Origin of the sequence: Microbacterium ureisolvens (genome assembly GCF_015278315.1) — a bacterium.
Lineage (GTDB): Bacteria > Actinomycetota > Actinomycetes > Actinomycetales > Microbacteriaceae > Microbacterium > Microbacterium ureisolvens.
This window is the reverse complement of the sequence record NZ_JADIJE010000001.1, coordinates 161,238-180,551: the sequence shown is the minus strand read 5'-3', so window position 1 is coordinate 180,551 and position 19,314 is coordinate 161,238. Positions and strand designations below refer to the sequence as shown.

The window sequence follows — 19,314 nt, the reverse complement described above, 5'->3', positions numbered from 1 at the left end:
GGTGGTCCCTCTCGCTCGTCGACCGGGGGCGGCGGGTGGGGGCCGACGTAGGCTCGACGCATGACCGCGAGCTCCGGCATCCGTTCGTCCGTCCTCGCGCAGCCGCTGCGCATCGGCGCGATGACGGTGCCGAACCGCATCATGCAGACGGCGCATTCGAAGCAGTACTCCGACCGGGTCGAGTCCGAGCGCGAGACGGCGTACTACGTCCGTCGCGCGCGCGGCGGCTGCGGCCTGTTCGTCGCCGGCAACCACTTCGTGCACCCGACCGGCTCCATCCGCGGCTTCGAGGACGCGTACCGGCCGGAGGGCGTCGCCGCTGCGAAGCGGATGACGGATGCCGTGCACGAGGCGGGTGCGAAGATCCTCGTGCAGCTGAACCACCACGGGGCGCAGGCCCAGCCGGACGGTCCCGACGGTCCGCGATCGGTGTACGCACCCTCCCGGCTCATCTCGCCGTCGACCGGACATGCCACGCGCGAGATGGACCGGGCTGACATCGCCGCCTTCGTCGAGGGGTGGGCGCTGTCGGCCGAGCACGCGCGTGACGGGGGATTCGACGGTGTCGAGATCCACATGGCGCACGGCTACCTTCTGCACCAGTTCCTCTCGCCGCTCTACAACGCGCGCACCGACGAGTACGGCGGCGACCTCGAGGGGCGCACGCGGTTCCCCCGCGAAGTGCTGCGTGCGGTCCGCGCGCGCGTGGGCGACGACTTCACCGTCGGCATCCGCATCGTCGCCAACGAGTTCCACGAGGGCGGTGTCGACGGTGCGGGCATGCGGGAGGTCATCGCCCGGCTGCGAGGCGAGGCCCGCATCGACTTCCTGGATCTCGCCGCCGGCGGCTACCACAACGTCCACTACGTCTTCCCGTCGTCGCCGATGCCGTATGCGTGGCTCCGCGACGACGTCGCCGCGGTCAAGGCCGCCAACCCCGACGTCGCGGTCTTCGGCGTCGGCGCGGCCCGCTCCGTCGAGGACGCCGAGGAGGTCGTCGCATCGGGCATCGCCGACATGGTCGCGCTGACGCGGGCGCAGATCGCCGATCCCGACCTCGGCCGCAAGCTCATCGGCCTCGAGCCGGTCGGGCAGGAGGCCCCCGGGAGCGAGGCCGTCGGGCACGAGGCCGTCGGGCACGAGGCGGTCGGGCACGAGGTCGCCGCGGGCGCGGGGCGCGGCATCCGTCACTGCATCCGGCTGAATCAGGGATGCCTCGGCCGCGGCAGTCGCGGACTCGCGATGTCGTGCACCGTGAACCCGCTCGCCGGGCGCGAGCTCGAGCGGGGCGAGCGGCCGCGGGCGTCGTCGCCCCAGCGCTGGGTCGTGGTCGGAGGCGGCCCCGCCGGCATGCGCGCGGCGGTCGAGCTCGCGGAGGACGGTCACGCCGTCACGCTGATCGAGCGCGCGACAGAGCTCGGCGGCCAGCTGCGCCTGGCACGTGCAGTGCCCGGACGCGAGACCGTGGCACTGCTCGTCGGAGACCTCGCGCGCGACCTCGCGGCGTCGGGCGTCGAGGTGCGCCTGGGCGTCGAGGCGACCGCGGAGTCGCTGCGCGCCGAGGCCGCCGACGGCATCGTCGTCGCGACGGGCGCCGTCGCGCCGGCGACGACGTCGCTGGCGCTCGGGGGAGCTTACGCCCGCGGCTTCCCGGCCGCGGGGACGGTCGACGCGTTCGCGGCGGTCTCCGGCTCGGCGTCGCTCGGCCGGCGCATCGCGGTGGTCGACGCCGACGGCACCGCGTACGCGACGGGCATCGTGCTGACGCTGCTCGATCGGGTCGAAGAGCTCCAGCTCATCACCCCGTTCGAGACCGTGTTCCCGCACATCGGCGCCGGCTACGACCGGCCCCTGCTGCTGGAGCGTCTGGGCGCGCACGAGGGGTTCCGCCGCAGCGTCGCGCACCGCGTCGACGAGGTCGGCCACGGCGAAATCGTCGTGCGCGACGCATTGACCGGAGTGGGCGCGACGATCGAGGGCGTCGACGCCGTCGTCGCGATCGAGCCGCGTGCCTCGGTCGGCGTGCCCGGTCTCGATCTCTCGGGAGTGGTGACGGATGCCGCGGCCGCAGCATCCGTCGCCTCCCGCGTGGTCGTCATCGGCGACGCCTTCGCGCCGCGCGGGATCGACGCCGCCATCTTCGAGGCGGTCGAGTTCGCCTACGACGTGGCGGGCCTGGCGACCCTCCGCGGCTGACTCCGGGACGGCGCTGCAGGTCGCCGCGGGGTTCAGCTCGGGAGCCCGTGGCTACGCTGGGGCCGTGGAACCGGTCACGGCAACGCTCGTCATCCTCGTCCTCGCGGTGATCGCTTTCGTGAGCAACCGGGTGCCCATCGGCATCGTCGCGATCGGGGTCGCCCTGGCGCTCTTCTTCACGGGCGTACTGACGCTGCCGGAGGCGCTCGCCGGATTCGGCGACCCGACGGTGCTCTTCATCGCCGCCCTGTTCGTCATGAGCGAGGCGCTCGACGCGACCGGCGTGACGGCGTGGGCCGGACAGATGGTCATCGGACGCGCCGGGACAAAGCGCACCGCCCTCGTCACCGTGATCTCCCTGCTCGTGGCCGGGTTGACGGCGCTCATAAGCATCAACGGCGCTGTCGCGGCGCTGCTGCCCCTGGTGGTCGTGGTCGCGGCGCGCGCCGGCATCGCGTCGTCGAAGCTGCTGATGCCGCTCGCGTTCGCGGCATCCGCCGGGTCGCTGCTCCTGCTGACCGGAACACCCGTGAACATCCTGGTGTCCGAGTTCGCAGCGGCGGCCGGAGGACGCGAGTTCGGGTACTTCGAGTTCGCGCTGGTCGGCGTGCCCCTCGTGCTCGGGACGATCGCCATCCTGCTCCTGGGCGGGCGGCTGGTGCCCGAACGCCAGGGGGCGCTCATGCCCACCGACCTCGTGCGGCACGCGCGGATCCTGCGCAAGCAGTACTCTCTGACGCTGGACACCGGAATGCTGCTCGGGCCGACGAGCGGGGTCACCGAGGTGGTCGTCGCCCCGCGGTCGCCCCTCATCGGCAAGCGGGTGTGCGCCGGCATGACGACGCCCGACGGCGATCTCGTCGTGCTCGCCGCCCGTCGCGGCGACGACCAGCTCAAGGGCACCGAGTTCGTCGTGCAGGCCGGTGACGCGCTGCTCCTCCAAGGCGCGTGGGACGACCTGACGCGCCGGGTCAGCGATCCGGGGGTGCTCGTGGTCGACGATCCCGCGCAGCTGCGCCGTTCGGTGCCGCTGGGGCGCGGCGCCAAGCGGGCGATCGGCATCCTGATCGTGATGGTCCTGCTCCTGGCGACCGGACTCGTGCCGCCCGCGGTGGCGGCCCTGCTCGCCGCGTGCGCGCTCGTGCTCACCCGCACCGTCACGGTGACCCAGGCGTACCACTCGATCTCGTGGACCACCGTCGTGCTGATCGCCGGCATGATCCCGCTGTCGACGGCGTTCACCACCACCGGCACTGCCGACCTCGTCGCCGGCTGGATGCTGTCGCTGCTCGGCGAGGCCGGGCCGCACCTCGCGCTGCTCGCCCTGTGCGGGCTGACCGTCGTGCTGGGGCAGCTCATCAGCAACACGGCCACGGTGCTCATCGTCGCGCCCATCGCGATCTCGGTCGCCCAGTCGCTCGAGCTGTCGGTGCTGCCCTTCATGATGGCCCTCACGGTCGCTGGAGCCGCGGCCTTCCTGACGCCGATCGCGACGCCCGCGAACCTCATGGTGATGGAGCCGGCGGGCTACCGGTTCGGCGACTACTGGAAGCTCGGCCTGCCGCTCGTGGTGTTCTTCGTCGCTGTCGCGGTCTTCTATGTGCCGCTCGTCTGGCCGTTCTGACCCGTGCGGATCAGCGGAGGGTCCGCCGGCGCGTCCTCAGCCCGGGTGAATGCGCGTCGCCCCGGCGGGGCTGGTCCACCGGGGCGACGCGGCACGGGATGAGCGCGCTCAGGCGGCGGACCAGCCGCCGTCGCTCGCGAGGTTCTGGCCGTTGATGTTGACACCGTCGTCGCTGAGCAGGAACGTGATCGACGCGGCCAGGCGATCGGCCGTCACCGGCGGCGCCATCACCGACATGGCGGTGCGCACGCGGTCGGCACCCAGCGGCGAGTTGAACTTCGCCTCGATGTTGGTGATCACCGCGCCGGGCGCCACCGCGTTCACGCGGATGCCGCTCGGGCCGTACATGAACGCGCTGGACTTCGTGAGGCCCACGACCGCGTGCTTCGACGCCGTGTAGGCGGCGCCGGCCGCCGAGCCCCGGAGGGACGCCTCGGACGAGGTGTTGACGATCGAGCCGCTGCCCCGGGCGAGCATCGCGGGGATGACCGCGCGCATGAGCTTCATCGTGCCGGTGACGTTCACGCTGAAGACGCGGTTCCACACGGCGTCGGTGACATCGCCGACCGGCGTCATGTCGTCCATGATGCCGGCGATGTTGGCCAGGCCGTCGATCTGCTCACCGGCCGCCTCGATGATGCGAGCCACGCCGTCGTCATCAGTGATGTCGGCGGTCAGGGCCACCACGTCGGCACCGTCGTGCGCCGCGACGAACTCGTCGAGGCGGTCCTGGCTGACGTCCACCGCGATGACGCGGCCGCCCTCGCGCGCGACGCGCGACGCGGTGGCGCGGCCGATGCCGGAGCCGGCGCCGGTGACGATGATCGTCTGTCCCGTGAAGCGCCCGGCGGTGATCTTCTCCGCCCACTCCGACTTCGGCGTGGCGTCGTCGGCCGTGTCGGCGGGCACCGCGTCGGGGTTCACCTCAGCGATCAGCGCGTCGAGTGCCGCCTGCGGGAACGCACCGCCGCTCATGGCGACGAGATTGCTGATCGGCAGACCGGCGATCGGTGCGAGTGCCTCGGCGCTCTGCCCGCCCTGGGCGAGCAGACCGCGCAGCACGGCGCCCCCGGCCGGGTCGTCGAGCCAGGTCTGGATGGTGGATGCTCCGGTGAGAGGAGCGGTGTCAGTGCTCATGGTTTCCCTTTCTCGTGCAGCACGACTGTGCTCGCCTGATGGCATGGGCAACGGGTCCGGGAATGGGGGTGCTTCGGGCAGCTCCGACCGGACAACTATGTCCGGTACTATGCTACACCCGTGCCCAGCACCGCATCCCCCCGTGCGAACCCCCGCCAGAACCGAGGCCCCGCCGCCGCCGCCGACAACCGCCGCGCATTGATCGCGGCGGCTCGAGAGGTGTACGCCGAGGGCGGCCTCGGTGCGCCGTTCAGTGCCGTCGCCAAGCGCGCCGGCGTCGGCCAAGGCAGCCTGTATCGCCATTTCCCCGACCGCACCGCCCTCGCCGTCGCCGTCTTCGAAGACAACGTGCGCGACCTCGAGGAGTACACCGCCGACGGTGAGCGCACCATCGACGATTTGCTCGACCGCGTCGTCGATCAGGCGGTCGTCTCGACCGCGTTCATCGAGCTCATCACGGCCGATCTCACCGACGCCCGCGTCGCCGCGATGGGTGTGCGCTTCTACGACCTCGTAGACCGGCTCGTCGCCCGCGATCGCGCGGCCGGCCGTGTCGGTGCGCACATCGAGACCGAAGACGTGACCCTCGCGACGGGTATGCTCGCGACCGAGCTGGCACGTGCGGAGCCGGCGCAGCGTCCTGCCGTCGCACGGCGGGCGCGGGCCCTGTTCGCCGCGGCATTCGCGCCCCGCTGAGCCGGCGTTATGCTCCTGCCATGGGCAGGTTCATTTACGACACGCACGCCAATGCGGTCGACATCGACGACCGCGCTCTGGCGCATCTACGCATCGTGATGATGAACAAGCTGCGGCGCTCCGAGCCGTTCATGTTCGACGTCGAGATCGGCGACGGCAGCGGGCGGCGCAGCTTCTGGATCCATCCCGCGGTGCCGCTGCAGTTCCACTTCTTCGGCAGTCGACAGCCACGCATCAACCGGAGCTGGGTCGAGGAGCTGATGCGCGCCGCGAGCGGCCCGAACGGCCTCGCCGTCCTCCCGGAGCCCGAAGAGGCCGACCCCGAGGTGGAGGAATCCGCTACGGCGTGATGTCCTTCGCCGTGACGTCCTCGCCGCCCACGGTGAGGCGGTCGACGTCGAGCGTGTCGACATCCACTTTGCCGAGCGACACGTCCAGGCCCTCGAGCGCGGCCTCGGCGCCCGCGGGGACCGGGATCGGCCCCGTGTCGAAGTGCTCGGCCACCAGCAGGATGCCGCCGGTCGAGCTCGCCGAGTTGGCGAGGTCCTCGATCCACTCCCGGCTGATCTCGGTCGGCTCGGGGTCGTCGAACACGAACCGCAGCGGGATCGACGGGTGCAGCCAGATCGTGCTGCGGCCCCGCGGCTGATCGTCCGGATGCGTCCACGACACGGTGAAGCTCTCGTCGCGCCGCAGCTTGGTCGCGATGACCACCTTCAGGTGCGCCAGCGCGCGATCCTCGATATGGATCGGCATGGCGCTGCCGCCGTAGTAGATCGTGCCCACGGGGCAACCATAACCCCACAGGCGTCCGGTTCGGACCTCAGAGTCGGGTCCACGCCTCCGTGAGCACGCTGCGCAGGATCTGCTCGATCTCGTCGAACTCCTTCGGGCCGATGGTGAGCGGCGGAGCCAGCTGGATCACCGGGTCTCCGCGGTCGTCGGCGCGGCAGTACAGGCCGGCGTCGAACAGGGCCTTCGAGAGGAAGCCGCGCAGCAGCCGCTCGGACTCGTCGTCGTCGAAGGTCTGCTTGGTGGCCTTGTCCTTCACGAGTTCGATGCCGAAGAAGTACCCGTCGCCGCGCACATCGCCGACGATGGGGAGGTCGGTGAGCTTCTCGAGGGTGGAGCGGAACACCGGCGAGTACTCGCGCACCCGCTCGTTGAGGCCCTCCTCCTCGAAGATGTCGAGGTTCTCCAGGGCGACGGCCGCCGACACCGGGTGCCCGCCGAAGGTGTAGCCGTGGTAGAACGCGCGGTCACCGTGGGCGAAGGGCTCGTAGATCTTGTCGCTGACGATCGTGGCGCCGATCGGGGAGTAGCCGCTGGTCATCGCCTTGGCGCACGTGATCATGTCGGGGACATAGCCGTAGGCGTCGCAGGCGAACATGTGGCCGATGCGGCCGAAGGCGCAGATGACCTCGTCCGACACGAGCAGCACGTCGTACTTGTCGCAGATCTGCCGGACGCGCTGGAAGTATCCGGGCGGCGGCGGGAAGCAGCCGCCCGAGTTCTGCACCGGCTCGAGGAACACGGCGGCGACGGTGTCCGGTCCTTCGAAGAGGATCATCTCCTCGATGCGATCGGCCGCCCACACGCCGAACGCCTCCAGGTCGTCGGCGGGTGCCCGCATATCGGCTGCGCGGTAGAAGTTCGTGTTCGGCACCCGGAAGCCGCCCGGCGTCACCGGCTCGAACATCGACTTCATCGCGGGGATGCCGGTGATCGCGAGCGCGCCCTGCGGCGTGCCGTGGTAGGCGACCGAGCGCGAAATCACCTTGTGCTTGGTGGGCTTGCCCTGGATCTTCCAGTAGTACTTCGCCAGCTTGAACGCGGTCTCGACGGCCTCGCCGCCGCCGGTCGAGAAGAAGACCTTGTTGAGGTCGCCGGGGGCGTAGTCGGCGAGCCGGTCGGCCAGCTCGATGGCCGCCGGGTGCGCATACGACCAGATCGGGAAGAAGGCCAGCTGCTCGGCCTGCTTCGCGGCGACCTCGGCGAGTCGCCGGCGCCCGTGGCCGGCGGCGACCACGAAGAGCCCTGCCAGCCCGTCGATGTACTGCTTGCCCTGCGAGTCCCAGATGTGGTGGCCCTCGCCCTTGACGATGATCGGCACGCCGGGCCCCTCGGTCATGACGGACTGGCGGGCGAAGTGCATCCACAGGTGGTCTGTGGCCATCTGCTGCAGGTCGGCGTCGCTGCGGGTCGGGCGTCGGGTCACGGATTGGGCGGTGGTGGACATGAGGAGCCTTCCGTCGTGCGTCCTCCCCACGCTACTCGCGTGCCCCATGCGCGCGGAGGGGACGTTCCGTCCGGTTCGGATGCCGCGCCCACCGGACCGTCCGGACGCCCGGGGGCCCGGCATCCGTCGCCCGTCCACTTGACCGGATCCGCGTGCGGCCCGCGGATCAGGTGGAGCCGCGCTCGATGAGCCGGGTGGGCAGGACGATCGGCGACGACGGCAGCTCCGCGCCGGCGGCGGCGTCGGTGAGGGCGGTGACGGCGGCCGCCGCCATCTCGCGGATCGGCTGGTGCAGCGTGGTCATCGGGGGAGTGAGCCAGCGCGCGCCGCGGAGGTCGTCGAAGCCGACGACGAGCACCTCGTCGGGGATGCGTCTGCCGGTCGCCGCCGCGGCGGCGTAGACCCCCGCGGCCATCTCGTCGGAGCACGCGAACACGCCGAGGCGCTCACCGGGCTTCAGGCCGCGCAGCACCGGGGTCGCGGCCTCCCGTGCGGCCGCCGCGCCCCAGTCCGCCTGCACCGCGACGAGGTCGGCACCGGGGCGGACGAGCCGCAGGCCGTCACGGAATCCGGCGTTGCGCGCCCGCCCGTATCGGTACGGGGGCGAGCCCAGCACGAGGGCGAACCGCGTCGCCCCACGCTCGGCCAGGTGGCGAGCCGCCGCCGCGCCGCCCTCACGGTCGGTGGTGCGGACGCTCGTCAGGCCACGGGACGACTCGGCCTGCGGGTCCATCAGGACCACGGGGATCCCGGCATCCGTCAGGGCGCCCAGCTGAGAGGCGGTCGGTGAGATGAGTCCCAGCACGACGCCCGCCGATCCGCGCCGGCGGATGCGCATCGGCCAGTCGTCGTCGGGGATGTCGCGCTCCTCGGTGAGCACGAGGTCGTAGCCGGCCGCTGCGGCGGCGCTGCGGGCGCCGGCGGTCACCTCGTCGGAGTACGCGTTGTGATACCAGCCGAGCACGAGGTCGACCAGGCGGGCGGACCCCGGCGGGCGACCGCCGCCGGCCGGATCTTTGGCGTACCCGAGCGACCGGGCGGCCGCGAGCACGCGACGCCGCGTGGCGGGGGCGAGGTCGCCACGGCCCGAGAGAGCTCGCGAGACGGTGCCGACGCTCACGCCCGCCGCCGCGGCGACGGCGGCGAGGGTCACGCGATCGGGCACGCGACCAGTTTTGCGCAAGATCCTCGACGGGCGCGACCGGCGATGGCATCGTCGGTGGCTGGAAAGGGCACACCCCGATGACGACGACGACATCGCCGCTGCGGATCGCGCTGATCGGCACCGGCTTCATGGGCCGCATGCACACGCAGGCGTGGCGCACGGCTCCCCGCTTCTTCGACCTGCCGCGGACGCCAGAGCCCGTGCTGCTGGTCGGCCGCCGGCCCGACGCCACTGCCGAAGCGGCCGCCCGGTGGGACTGGCCGGAGCACTCCATCGACTGGCGCGACGCCGTCGACCGCGACGACATCGACGTCGTCGACATCTGCACGCCGGGCGACACGCACGCCGAGATCGCGATCGCGGCGCTGGCGGCGGGCAAGCACGTGCTGTGCGAGAAGCCGCTCGCGAACTCGGTGGCCGAGGCGCAGGAGATGACGGATGCCGCGGCCCGCGCCACCGGGATCGCGATGTGCGGATTCAGCTACCGCCGCACGCCGGCGCTCGCCCTCGCCCGCGAGCTCATCGCCGAGGGCCGCATCGGCGAGATCCGCCACGTGCGTGCGCAGTACCTGCAGGACTGGCTGAGCGACCCCGACTCCCCGCACACCTGGCGGCTCGACCGCGACCGCGCGGGCTCCGGCGCCCTCGGCGACATCGGCGCGCACAGCATCGACGCCGCGCAGTGGCTGGCGGGTCAGGACGTCACGGCGGTGTCGGCGACCGTCCGCACGTTCGTCACGTCGCGTCCGCGCCGATCGGCCGTGGAGGGCCTGGGCGGTGTCGCCGCCGACACGTCCGACCGCCTGCCGGTCACCGTCGACGACGCCGCCGCGTTCACGGCCCGCTTCGACGGCGGAGCTCTGGGCGTGTTCGAGGCGACCCGCATGGCGACGGGGCGTCGCAACGCCAACCGCATCGAGATCAACGGCGACCGCGGCTCGATCGCGTTCGACTTCGAGCGCATGAACGAGCTCGAGGTGTACGCCGCCGCCGACGACGCCGCACAGGGCTTCCGGCGCGTGCAGGTCACCGAGGCGCGGCATCCGTATGCCGGAGCGTGGTGGCCCGCCGGCCACGGACTCGGCTACGAGCACCTCTTCACCCACCAGGCCGTCGACTTCGTGCGTGCGGTGGCCGGGGAGGTCGCGGTGTCGCCGAGCTTCGCCGACGCCACCCAGGTGCAGCGCGTGCTCGCCGCCGTCGAGCAGAGCGCCGCCCACGACAGCATCCTCACGCCGGTGGCGCCCGCCGCCGCGCCCATCGAAGGGACCCCCGCATGACCCGCACCGCCCTCGTCGTCCGTGGCGGATGGGACGGCCACCATCCGATCGAGGCGACCGACCTGTTCATCCCCTTCCTCCGCGAGAGCGGCTTCGACGTCGCCGTCGAGGACGACCCCGAGGTCTACGCCGACGCCGACCGGATGGCCGCCACCGACCTGGTGCTGCAGTCGGTCACGATGTCGCAGGCGTCGCACGAGGCCGTGAAGGGGCTGCGCGCGGCGGTGGCCGCGGGTACGGGCCTCGCCGGCTGGCACGGCGGCATCGCCGACTCGTTCCGCGCCAGCTCGGACTACCTCCAGCTGGTGGGCGGGCAGTTCGCGACGCATCCGTCGAAGCATCCCGACGAGGTGCACGGCGACCAGAGCGACAACTACCTCGACTACACGGTCGAGATCACCGAGCTCGGCCGCACGCACGACATCACCGCCGGCATCGAGGACTTCCCTCTGCGGACCGAGCAGTACTGGGTGCTGCACGACGACCTCATCGACGTGCTCGCCACGACGACCCACCCGGTGCAGCCGTACCACCCGTGGCATCGGCCGATCGTCTCACCCGCGGTGTGGACCCGCGACTGGGGTCAGGGTCGCGTGTTCGTCGCGACGCCCGGGCACAGCCTCGACGTGCTGCAGGACGACAACGTCCGCACGATCATCGAACGCGGGCTGCTGTGGGCAGCACGATGACGGGCGGCACGGTGATCGACATCGGGATCGTCGGGCTCGGCGTCATCTCGCGCCAGTACCTCGAGACCCTCGCCGGGGCAGCGAGCGTGCGGGTCGCGGCGGTGGCCGACCTCGACACCGCCCGCGCCGAGGAGACTGCCGCGCAGCTGCCCGGCTGCCGCGCCCTCACCACCGGCGAGCTGGTCGCCGACCCGCAGATCCGCGCGGTGCTCAACCTCACGATTCCGGCGGCGCACGCCGAGGTCGCCCTTTCCGCCATCGCGCACGGCAAGGACGTCTACGGCGAGAAGCCGCTGGCGGCGACCTTCGCCGACGCTGCGCGGGTGACGGATGCCGCGGCCGCGGCGGGCGTCCGCGTCGGCGGCGCGCCCGACACGGTGCTCGGCACCGGCGTGCAGACCGCCCGGGCGGCGATCGACGACGGGCTCATCGGGCGGCCGGTGTCGGCGTCGGCGATGTGGATCTCGGCGGGCCACGAGTCGTGGCATCCGCAACCCGACTTCTACTACCGCGAGGGCGGCGGGCCGCTCCTGGACATGGGGCCGTACTACGTGACGTCCCTCGTGCAGCTGCTCGGACCGGTCGCCGCGGTATCGGGTGCCGCATCGCGCTCGCGCGACGAGCGCGTGATCGGGTCGGGGCCGCGCGCGGGGGAGCGGATCGGCGTCGAGGTCGACACCCACCTCACCGGCATCCTGCACCACGCCTCCGGCGCGCTGTCGACCGTCACGATGAGCTTCGACGGCGTGCGCTCGACCGCCGCGCCGATCGAGGTGCACGGCGTCGAGGGCTCGCTGCTCGTGCCCGACCCCAACAACTTCGCGGGCGATGTGCAGCTGCACCCGCGGGGCGGTCAGTGGCGCACGCTCGAGCCGTCGGCGGGCTACGCCGACTCCGGTCGAGGCATCGGCCTGATCGACTTCGTCGCGGGCGACGCGCGCGCGAGCGGGGCGGTGGCCCTGCACGTGCTGGAGATCATGACCGCCCTGGCGGCCTCGGCGGCGTCCGGCGTGCGCGAGTCGCTGACGACGACGGTCGAGCGGCCCTCGCTGGTACCGCTGACGCCCGCCGAGGTGTGGCGCAGCCTCTGAGGCGACGTGGATCGGAGGCCGGGTGCCCCTCGGCCCCCGGTCGTTGAGCGAGCGAGGAACGAGCGAGACGAAACGCGGGCCCTGAGTCCTCCCCGGTCGTCGAGCGAGCGAGGAACGACTCACGCGAAACGCGCCCGGCGTTGAGCGAGCCCGGGCTCAGGCGGTGGGGCCGCGCAGCAGCTCGGCGAAGGCGGCCTCCGCGGCGCCGATGAGGAGCCGGTCCTCGGCGAGCGAGGCGACGCGGATCTCGAGCTCCTCGGCGTTGGCCGACATGGCCTGCGCGCGGACGAGGTCGTTCAAGCCGGCCACGTCGGCCGCGGCGATGGTCGCGAGGAACCCGCCGAGCACGACGACGGCGGGGTTGAGCGCGTTCACTGCGTTGGCGAGTGCGGTGGCGAGGATCCGGCGCTGGCGGGCCACCTCGTCGGCTGCCTCGGAGTCGGCCCCTGCGGCCGCGAGCGCCGCCGCGAGTGCGGGCTCGTCCGCGGCATGCAGGCCGACCGCGGCCAGCAGCCGGGCGCGGCTGACCTCGTCCTCGAGCACGCCGTCGACGGCGCGACGGTCGGCCTCGGCCGCGATGCCCGGCCGGTTCTGCCCGAACTCGCCCGTGTAGCCGCCCGCGCCGAGGAGCGGCATCCCGTGCACGATCAGCCCGCCGCCGATGCCGCTCGCGCCGCCGTTGAGGTACACGACGTCGTCGAAGCCGGCCGCTGCGCCGAACAGGTGCTCGGCGATCGCGCCGAGGGTCGCGTCGTTGCCGACGACTGTGGGAAGGCCTGTCGCCGCCTCGACGAGGTCGCGCAGGGGCACGTCGGTCCAGCGCAGGTGCGGTGCGTTGCGCACGAGCCCGTCGGCGGCGCGTACGAGCCCCGGGACCGCCAGCCCCACCGCCACCACGCGCGCGTCGGCGAGCTCGCCCGACCGCCACTGATCGAGCCGGTCGACGATGAGCCGTGCGGTCTCGTCGGGCGTCAGCAGGTGATCGAGCTCGATCCGCTCGCGAAGCGGGATGCCGCGGTCCAGGCCCACCGCGGCGAGCGTCAGCGCGTCGACCTCGGGGTTGACGGCGATCGCGACGACGCGGGCGTCGGCGGCGACGACCGGGGACGGCCGCCCGACGCGGCGCGACGGGTCGGGGGCGCGCTCGACGACGAGTCCCTCGCGCGCGAGTTCGCCGACGAGGTCCGCGATGGTCGAGCGGTTGAGCCCGGTGGCGCCCGTGAGCCGCGCCCGCGAGAGGGGCCCCTCGAGGTGGACGAGGCGGAGGAGTCGCGCGAGGTTGCGCTGGCGCACGCCTTCGGCCGCTGGGGAATCGCTCATCGCTCTCACTGTACGGGCCGGGTCGCGGCATCCGCCGAATTTGTTGGCCTTGACCTCAAATACGTTTCCTCGTACTCTTGCCTCGTCCACATCACTTTCGACGTAGGAGTCGAAACTTTCGAGAGGTTCGAAGATGAACACACGCAGCAGCATGCGCGTCTTCGCCGGGCTCGCCGTCGCGGGGCTCGCCGCCGGCGTGCTGGCCGGCTGTGCCGGCGGCGGTGACGAAGGCGACAGCGGCGACGGCGTCACCATCACGTGGTGGCACAACGCCACCTCCGGCCCGCTCCCCGCGGTCTGGGAAGAGGTCGCCGCCGAGTTCGAGGAGGCCCATCCGGGCGTCAACGTCGAGCAGACGGGCTACCAGAACGAAGAGCTCCAGCGCACGCTGATTCCGAACGCGCTGGCCGCGGGCGACCCGCCGGACCTGTTCCAGGTGTGGCCGGGCGGCGAGCTGCGCGACCAGGTCGAGAACGGCTACCTCCAGCCGCTCGACGACGCGATCCCCGACACGATCTCGAGCGTCGGCGCGACGATCAACCCGTGGCAGGTCGACGGCGAGACGTACGGCATCCCGTTCACCTTCGGCATCGAGGGCTTCTGGTACAATACCGACCTGTTCGAGCAGGCAGGCGCCGAAGTCCCGACGACTTTCGACGAGCTGGTCGAGACGGTCGGCACGCTGCGGGACGCCGGCATCACGCCCATCGCCGTCGGCGCCGGAGACAATTGGCCGGCGGCTCACTGGTGGTACCAGTTCGCGCTCAAGTCGTGCTCGCCCGAGACGCTTGCGGCCGCCGAGACCGAGTTCGACTTCAGCGACGAGTGCTTCGTCGACGCCGGCACGCAGCTGCAGGAGTTCCTGGGCATCGAGCCGTTCCAGGACGGCTTCCTCGGCACGCCCGCCCAGCAGGGCGCGGGCAGCTCGGCGGGCATGGTCGCCAACGGTCAGGCCGCGATGGAGCTCATGGGCCACTGGAACGCCGGAACGATCGGCGGACTGACTCCCGACGAGCAGGTGCCGCCGTTCCTCGGCTGGTTCCCGGTGCCCGGAATCGACGGCGCCGACGGCGACCCGACCGCCGCCCTCGGCGGCGGCGACGGCTTCGGCTGCTCGGCGGATGCTCCGCCGGAGTGCGCCGAGCTGCTCGAGTACATCATGAGCGAAGAGGTCCAGAAGAAGTTCGCGGCCAGCGGCTCGGGCATCCCGACCGTCCCCGCAGCTCAGGCCTCGCTCGAGGACGAGAACCTCAAGGCGGTCGCGGAGGGCCTGGCGCAGGCATCCTTCGTCCAGCTCTGGCTCGACACCGCGTTCGGCACCACGGTCGGCAACGCGATGAACGAGGGCATCGTCAACCTCTTCGCCGGCACCGGCACCCCCGAAGAGATCGTCCAGAAGATGCAGGACGCGGCGGCGACTCTGTAGATCATGGCAACACTCACCACTCCCGGGCCCGCGGTCTCCGCGGGCCCGGGCCCCACCCCCGCGCGCCCGAAGCGGCGCGGCTCGCGGCGCAAGCGCCTCGAGATCCTCCTGTTCGTCTCGCCCGCGCTCATCCTCTTCGTGGGCTTCGTGATCCTGCCGGTCATGCTGGCGGCGGTCTACAGCTTCTTCAACCTCCCGCCCGCGTTCCAGTGGGAGAACCTCGCCGATTCCGGTCGCTTCGTGGGCTTCGACAACTACGTCCGCGCGCTCACCAACCCCGAGTTCCAGAGGGCCATCGGCAACACCTTCTTCATCCTCGTGATGTCGCTCCTCGTGCAGGGGCCGATCGCGATCGCCGTCGCGCTGCTGCTGAACCGGCCGCTGCGCGGTCGCGCCGTCTTCCGGCTCCTGATCTTCGTCCCCTACGTGCTCGCCGAGGTCATCGCGGGTCTCGCGTTCAAGCTGATCCTGCAGCCGAACGGCGCGGTCAACGCCACCCTCGAGGCGATCGGCCTCGGTGCGTTCGCCCAGAACTGGCTGGCCGACCCGGCGGTCGCGCTGTGGACGGTCTTCTTCGTCCTGACGTGGAAGTACATCGGCTTCGCGATCCTGCTGTTCCTCGCCGGTCTTCAGGGCATCCCCGACGAGCTCGCCGAGGCGGCGCAGATCGACGGCGCGAGCTGGTGGCAGGTGCAGCGCCACATCACCATCCCGCTGCTGGGCCCGACCATCCGCATCTGGGCGTTCCTGTCGATCATCGGATCGCTCCAGGTGTTCGACATGGTCTGGGTCACCGTCGCGCCCGCGGTCCGTCGCATCGCGACCGAGACGATGGCGACCTACATGGTGCAGCAGGGCCAGTTCGCCGGCCAGCCCGGCTACGGCAGTGCGATCGCCGTCATCCTCTTCGTCATCTCGCTCGTCATCGCCCTGATCTACCAGCGCTTCGCGCTGCGGCGCGACCTCAAGGGCGCCCTCACGAACGGAGCCCGCTGACATGTCGGCCACCACCACCACCACCACCATCGTCACCGGTTCGCCGCGTGACGCCGAGCCCGCCGGGCGCCGGTTCGACTGGGGTCAGCCGTTCGTCTACCTCGTCGCCCTCGTCGTCGCGGCCGTCGCCGTGGGTCCCGTGATCTACGTCTTCCTCGGCGGCTTCCGCACGACCGCCGACCTCAACGCCAACCCCGCGGGCCTGCCCGACCCGTTCACCCTGGAGAACTGGGCGGCCGTCCTCGGCTCGCCGCGCTTCTGGGGCAACGTGTTCGCGAGCACGTTCCTCGCCGTCGCCACGACGGCGGGTGTCGTGATCGCCGGCATCATGGCGGCGTTCGTGCTGGCGCGCTACGACTTCAAGGGACGCGAAGGGCTGTACACGCTGTTCGCAGCCGGCCTGATGTTCCCGCTGACGGTCGCGGCTCTGCCGCTGACCCTCCTGCTGCGCACGCTCGGCCTGCACGGCACGTACCTCGGCGTGATCATCCCGGGCATCGCCTTCGCGCTGCCGACGACGATCATCATCCTGGTGCCGTTCCTCAAGGCGATCCCCGACGAGCTCGAGGAGGCGGCGATGATCGACGGCGCGACGCGCATCGGGTTCTTCTGGCGCATCCTGCTGCCGCTGGCGAAGCCGGGCCTCGTCACCGTCGGCATCCTCGCGTTCGTCGCGAGCTGGAACGGCTACCTGCTGCCGCTCCTCGTGATCTCGACCGGCACGCTCCCGCAGGAGCTGTGGCCGCTGCCCCTCGGGGTCACGCAGTTCTCCACGCAGTACTCGCAGAACACGGGCGCCGTGCTGGCGTACACGTCACTGGCGATGATCCCCGCCCTGGTGTTCTTCCTCCTCGCCGAGAAGCGCATCGTCGGCGGGCTCACCGGGGCGGTGAAGGGATGACCATGGAAGAGCAGACGATGGATGCCGCGGCGCTGCGCCTGTGGAACGACCCGGCGATGCCGGTCGACGAGCGCGTCGAGGCCCTCATCGCCGAGATGACGGTGGCCGAGAAGGTCGCGCAGCTGTACGGGGTCTGGGTCGGGGCGTCCGCCGACGGCGAGGACGTCGCGCCGCACCAGCACGACATGAGCGACGACATCGACCTCGACGAGCTGCTGCCGTCGGGCCTCGGCCAGCTCACCCGGCCGTTCGGCACCGCGCCGGTCGACCCCGCGACCGGGGCGCTCTCGCTGCAGCGCGCACAGCAGCGCATCGCGGCCGCGAACCGCTTCGGCATCCCCGCGCTCGCGCACGAGGAGTGCCTGGCCGGCTTCGCGACGTGGGGCGCGACTGCCTACCCGGTGCCGCTCAGCTGGGGTGCGACCTTCGACCCGGCGCTCGTGCGCGAGATGGGCGAGCGGATCGGCGCCGACATGCGCGCCGTCGGCGTGCACCAGGGTCTGGCGCCCGTGCTCGACGTCGTGCGCGACGCCCGCTGGGGCCGCGTCGAGGAGACGATCGGCGAGGACCCGTACCTCGTCGGCACCGTCGCCACGGCCTACATCCAGGGCGTCGAGAGCACCGGCGTCGTCGCGACGCTCAAGCACTTCGTCGGCTACTCGGCCTCGAAGGGCGGCCGCAACCTCGCCCCGGTGTCGGTCGGTGCGCGCGAGCTCGCCGACGTGCTGCTGCCGCCGTTCGAGATGGCGCTGCGCGAGAGCGGCGTGCGCTCGGTGATGAACTCGTACACCGACCTCGACGGCGTCCCCACGGCCGCCGACGAGAGCCTGCTCACCGGACTGCTGCGCGACGAGTGGGGCTTCGAGGGCACGGTGGTCGCGGACTACTTCTCGATCGCCTTCCTGAAGGACCTGCACGGCGTCGCCGACGGATGGACGGATGCCGCGGCCCGCGCGCTCGCCGCCGGGATCGATGTCGAACTGCCCACGGTGAAGACCTTCGGCGCCGACTTCGCGCGGGCGGTCGAGGACGGCGTCGTGGACGAGGCGCTCGTGGATCGTGCGCTGCGCCGGGTGCTCCGCCAGAAGGCGGAGCTCGGCCTCCTCGACGCGGAGTGGTCGCCGGTGCCCCCCGCGCTCGCCGCGGCGGGCACGGACTCCATCGAGGCCGTGCGCGGCACGGTCGACCTCGACCCGCCCCGCAACCGCGCGCTCGCCCGCCGCATCGCCGAGGAGGCGATCGTGCTGCTGAGCAACGACGGCGTGCTGCCGCTGTCGGGCGGTCGCGCACCGCGCCGGATCGCGGTGATCGGCCCGGTGGCCGACGACCCCTACGCCGTGCTCGGGTGCTATTCGTTCCCGTCGCACGTCGGCGTGCGGCATCCGGAATTCCCCCTCGGGATCGCCCTGCCGACGCTGCGCGAGTCGCTGGCGGCGGAGTTCCCGCGGGCCGAGATCGTGCACGCGGCCGGCACGACGATCGACGGCGGCGAGACCGCCGGCTTCGACGAGGCCCTCGCCGCGGTCGCGGGCGCCGACGTCGTCATGCTGGCAGTCGGCGACCGGGCGGGCCTGTTCGGACGCGGGACCAGTGGTGAAGGCTGCGACGCGGCCGACCTCACGCTCCCCGGCGCGCAGCAGGCGCTGGTCGACGCGGTGCTCGGCACCGGCGTGCCCACGATCGTGACGCTGCTGGCCGGGCGCCCCTACGCGCTCGGTGCGGCGCCCGACAAGGCGGCCGCGATCGTGCAGAGCTTCTTCGCGGGCGAGGAGGGCACCGGCGCGATCGCCGGCGTGCTCAGCGGCCGCGTCAACCCCAGCGGGCGCCTGCCGGTGAGCATTCCGCGCGACCCCGGCGCTCAGCCGTCGACGTATCTCGCGTCCACGCTCGCCCGTCGCAACGACGTCTCCAACATCGATCCCACCCCGGCCTACCCGTTCGGGCACGGTCTCGGCTACGCGCCGGCCGTCTGGTCGGACGCCGAGTCCTCCGCCTCGGAGATGACAGCCGACGGTGCCGTCAGGGTGTCGATCCACGTCGGGAACGCCGGCGACCGCGACGGCGTGGAGATCGTGCAGCTGTACCTGCACGATCCGGCCGCGTCGGTGGTGCGGCCGGTACAGCGGCTCATCGCCTACGCGCGGGTGGCGCTTGCGGCAGGGGAGCGGGCGCGTGTCTCGTTCGACGTGCCCGCCGACCTCGCGTGCTTCACCGGTCGCGACGGACGCCGGGTCGTCGAGCCGGGCGAGATCGTGCTCGGCTTCGGCCGCTCCAGCGGCGAGATCGTCGCGACACGGTCGGTGCAGATCGTCGGCGAGCCCCGTCACGTCGACCACACCCGTCGGCTGCACGCATCGGTGACCGTCGCTCCCGACGACTGAACGGTGCGGCCGGGGGCGCTCCCCCGCCGGTCCCCGGCCGCACACTCACGTGGTCGAGCTCCCATCGACCTCGGCGCCAGGACCGCGACGTCGGAGCCGGTCGAGGTCCCTGCCAAGCGCTGACGGGGAGGCGGGCGCGCACGGCGCGCCCGCCTCTCCCGGGCAGTGCATGC

General features: G+C 72.1%; 15 protein-coding genes and 1 pseudogene. 11 read left to right on the top strand and 5 right to left on the bottom strand.

Features of this window, described 5'->3' with window-relative positions:
- Nucleotides 1-60: 60 nt before the first annotated feature.
- Nucleotides 61-2,196: an oxidoreductase gene (locus IM767_RS00715; protein WP_109211568.1), complete on the top strand. Its 2,136-nt coding sequence runs from the start codon at nucleotides 61-63 to the stop codon at nucleotides 2,194-2,196.
- A gap of 64 nt (nucleotides 2,197-2,260) precedes the next feature.
- Nucleotides 2,261-3,820 carry an SLC13 family permease gene (locus IM767_RS00710; protein WP_109211569.1) on the top strand — a complete coding sequence of 520 codons (1,560 nt, stop codon included), beginning with the start codon at nucleotides 2,261-2,263 and terminating at the stop codon, nucleotides 3,818-3,820.
- 108 nt (nucleotides 3,821-3,928) lie between these two features.
- Here the strand turns inward: IM767_RS00710 and IM767_RS00705 are convergent, their stop codons facing one another.
- Nucleotides 3,929-4,957, bottom strand: coding sequence for an SDR family NAD(P)-dependent oxidoreductase (locus IM767_RS00705; protein ID WP_109211570.1), 1,029 nt, complete (start codon nucleotides 4,955-4,957; stop codon nucleotides 3,929-3,931).
- Between the two features lie 120 nt (nucleotides 4,958-5,077).
- Here IM767_RS00705 and IM767_RS00700 point away from each other — a divergent pair, with 120 nt between their 5' ends.
- Both IM767_RS00700 and IM767_RS00695 read left to right on the top strand, forming a co-directional pair.
- Nucleotides 5,078-5,653: a TetR/AcrR family transcriptional regulator gene (locus tag IM767_RS00700; protein WP_109211571.1), complete on the top strand. Its 576-nt coding sequence runs from the start codon at nucleotides 5,078-5,080 to the stop codon at nucleotides 5,651-5,653.
- 20 nt (nucleotides 5,654-5,673) lie between these two features.
- Complete coding sequence (locus IM767_RS00695; protein ID WP_109211572.1) at nucleotides 5,674-6,003, top strand: DUF7882 family protein; 330 nt, start codon at nucleotides 5,674-5,676, stop codon at nucleotides 6,001-6,003.
- Nucleotides 6,004-6,136: 133 nt separating this feature from the next.
- Here IM767_RS00695 and IM767_RS00690 read toward each other — a convergent pair.
- From IM767_RS00690 to IM767_RS00680, 3 genes and pseudogenes are all read right to left on the bottom strand, one after another.
- Nucleotides 6,137-6,439 (bottom strand): annotated as a pseudogene (locus tag IM767_RS00690) (DUF7882 family protein); the annotation flags it as partial.
- Nucleotides 6,440-6,476: 37 nt separating this feature from the next.
- Nucleotides 6,477-7,892 carry an aspartate aminotransferase family protein gene (locus tag IM767_RS00685; RefSeq protein ID WP_109211573.1) on the bottom strand — a complete coding sequence of 472 codons (1,416 nt, stop codon included), beginning with the start codon at nucleotides 7,890-7,892 and terminating at the stop codon, nucleotides 6,477-6,479.
- A gap of 166 nt (nucleotides 7,893-8,058) precedes the next feature.
- On the bottom strand, nucleotides 8,059-9,057 hold the full coding sequence (locus IM767_RS00680; RefSeq protein WP_239453440.1) for a LacI family DNA-binding transcriptional regulator: 999 nt from the start codon (nucleotides 9,055-9,057) through the stop codon (nucleotides 8,059-8,061).
- A gap of 77 nt (nucleotides 9,058-9,134) precedes the next feature.
- Here IM767_RS00680 and IM767_RS00675 point away from each other — a divergent pair, with 77 nt between their 5' ends.
- The 3 genes from IM767_RS00675 to IM767_RS00665 are packed head-to-tail and all read left to right on the top strand — an operon-like array spanning nucleotide 9,135 to nucleotide 12,117.
- Nucleotides 9,135-10,337 carry a Gfo/Idh/MocA family protein gene (locus IM767_RS00675; protein ID WP_109211575.1) on the top strand — a complete coding sequence of 401 codons (1,203 nt, stop codon included), beginning with the start codon at nucleotides 9,135-9,137 and terminating at the stop codon, nucleotides 10,335-10,337.
- Nucleotides 10,334-11,026 (top strand): ThuA domain-containing protein, encoded by a 693-nt coding sequence (locus IM767_RS00670; RefSeq protein ID WP_109211576.1) that lies wholly within the window; start codon nucleotides 10,334-10,336, stop codon nucleotides 11,024-11,026. The genes IM767_RS00675 and IM767_RS00670 overlap by 4 nt, the downstream gene beginning before the upstream one ends.
- The gene (locus tag IM767_RS00665; protein WP_109211618.1) at nucleotides 11,023-12,117 is read left to right on the top strand and encodes a Gfo/Idh/MocA family protein; all 1,095 of its coding nucleotides are present in this window, start codon (nucleotides 11,023-11,025) and stop codon (nucleotides 12,115-12,117) included. The genes IM767_RS00670 and IM767_RS00665 overlap by 4 nt, the downstream gene beginning before the upstream one ends.
- A 156-nt stretch (nucleotides 12,118-12,273) precedes the next feature.
- Here IM767_RS00665 and IM767_RS00660 read toward each other — a convergent pair whose 3' ends face one another.
- On the bottom strand, nucleotides 12,274-13,437 hold the full coding sequence (locus IM767_RS00660; RefSeq protein WP_109211577.1) for an ROK family protein: 1,164 nt from the start codon (nucleotides 13,435-13,437) through the stop codon (nucleotides 12,274-12,276).
- 133 nt (nucleotides 13,438-13,570) lie between these two features.
- On the opposite strand from IM767_RS00660, the gene IM767_RS00655 reads away from it, so the two are divergent.
- From IM767_RS00655 to IM767_RS00640, 4 genes are read left to right on the top strand one after another with little or no spacing between them, the layout of a single operon-like run.
- Nucleotides 13,571-14,863 (top strand): ABC transporter substrate-binding protein, encoded by a 1,293-nt coding sequence (locus tag IM767_RS00655; protein WP_198425576.1) that lies wholly within the window; start codon nucleotides 13,571-13,573, stop codon nucleotides 14,861-14,863.
- Nucleotides 14,864-14,866: 3 nt separating this feature from the next.
- Nucleotides 14,867-15,859, top strand: a complete 993-nt coding sequence (locus tag IM767_RS00650) for a carbohydrate ABC transporter permease (protein WP_109211578.1) — start codon at nucleotides 14,867-14,869, stop codon at nucleotides 15,857-15,859.
- Nucleotide 15,860: 1 nt separating this feature from the next.
- Nucleotides 15,861-16,760, top strand: coding sequence for a carbohydrate ABC transporter permease (locus tag IM767_RS00645; protein WP_109211579.1), 900 nt, complete (start codon nucleotides 15,861-15,863; stop codon nucleotides 16,758-16,760).
- Between the two features lie 2 nt (nucleotides 16,761-16,762).
- Nucleotides 16,763-19,141, top strand: a complete 2,379-nt coding sequence (locus tag IM767_RS00640; RefSeq protein ID WP_239453441.1) for a beta-xylosidase/alpha-l-arabinosidase — start codon at nucleotides 16,763-16,765, stop codon at nucleotides 19,139-19,141.
- Nucleotides 19,142-19,314: the final 173 nt, after the last annotated feature.

Excerpts from the sequence above, each read along its gene's own strand:
- IM767_RS00715 (WP_109211568.1), top strand. The coding sequence starts at position 61 with ATGACCGCGAGCTCCGGCATCCGTTCGTCCGTCCTCGCGCAGCCGCTG.
- IM767_RS00705 (WP_109211570.1), bottom strand. The coding sequence starts at position 4,957 with ATGAGCACTGACACCGCTCCTCTCACCGGAGCATCCACCATCCAGACC.
- IM767_RS00695 (WP_109211572.1), top strand. The coding sequence starts at position 5,674 with ATGGGCAGGTTCATTTACGACACGCACGCCAATGCGGTCGACATCGAC.
- IM767_RS00685 (WP_109211573.1), bottom strand. The coding sequence starts at position 7,892 with ATGTCCACCACCGCCCAATCCGTGACCCGACGCCCGACCCGCAGCGAC.
- IM767_RS00675 (WP_109211575.1), top strand. The coding sequence starts at position 9,135 with ATGACGACGACGACATCGCCGCTGCGGATCGCGCTGATCGGCACCGGC.
- IM767_RS00670 (WP_109211576.1), top strand. The coding sequence starts at position 10,334 with ATGACCCGCACCGCCCTCGTCGTCCGTGGCGGATGGGACGGCCACCAT.
- IM767_RS00665 (WP_109211618.1), top strand. The coding sequence starts at position 11,023 with ATGACGGGCGGCACGGTGATCGACATCGGGATCGTCGGGCTCGGCGTC.
- IM767_RS00660 (WP_109211577.1), bottom strand. The coding sequence starts at position 13,437 with ATGAGCGATTCCCCAGCGGCCGAAGGCGTGCGCCAGCGCAACCTCGCG.
- IM767_RS00655 (WP_198425576.1), top strand. The coding sequence starts at position 13,571 with ATGAACACACGCAGCAGCATGCGCGTCTTCGCCGGGCTCGCCGTCGCG.
- IM767_RS00650 (WP_109211578.1), top strand. The coding sequence starts at position 14,867 with ATGGCAACACTCACCACTCCCGGGCCCGCGGTCTCCGCGGGCCCGGGC.
- IM767_RS00645 (WP_109211579.1), top strand. The coding sequence starts at position 15,861 with ATGTCGGCCACCACCACCACCACCACCATCGTCACCGGTTCGCCGCGT.
- IM767_RS00640 (WP_239453441.1), top strand. The coding sequence starts at position 16,763 with ATGGAAGAGCAGACGATGGATGCCGCGGCGCTGCGCCTGTGGAACGAC.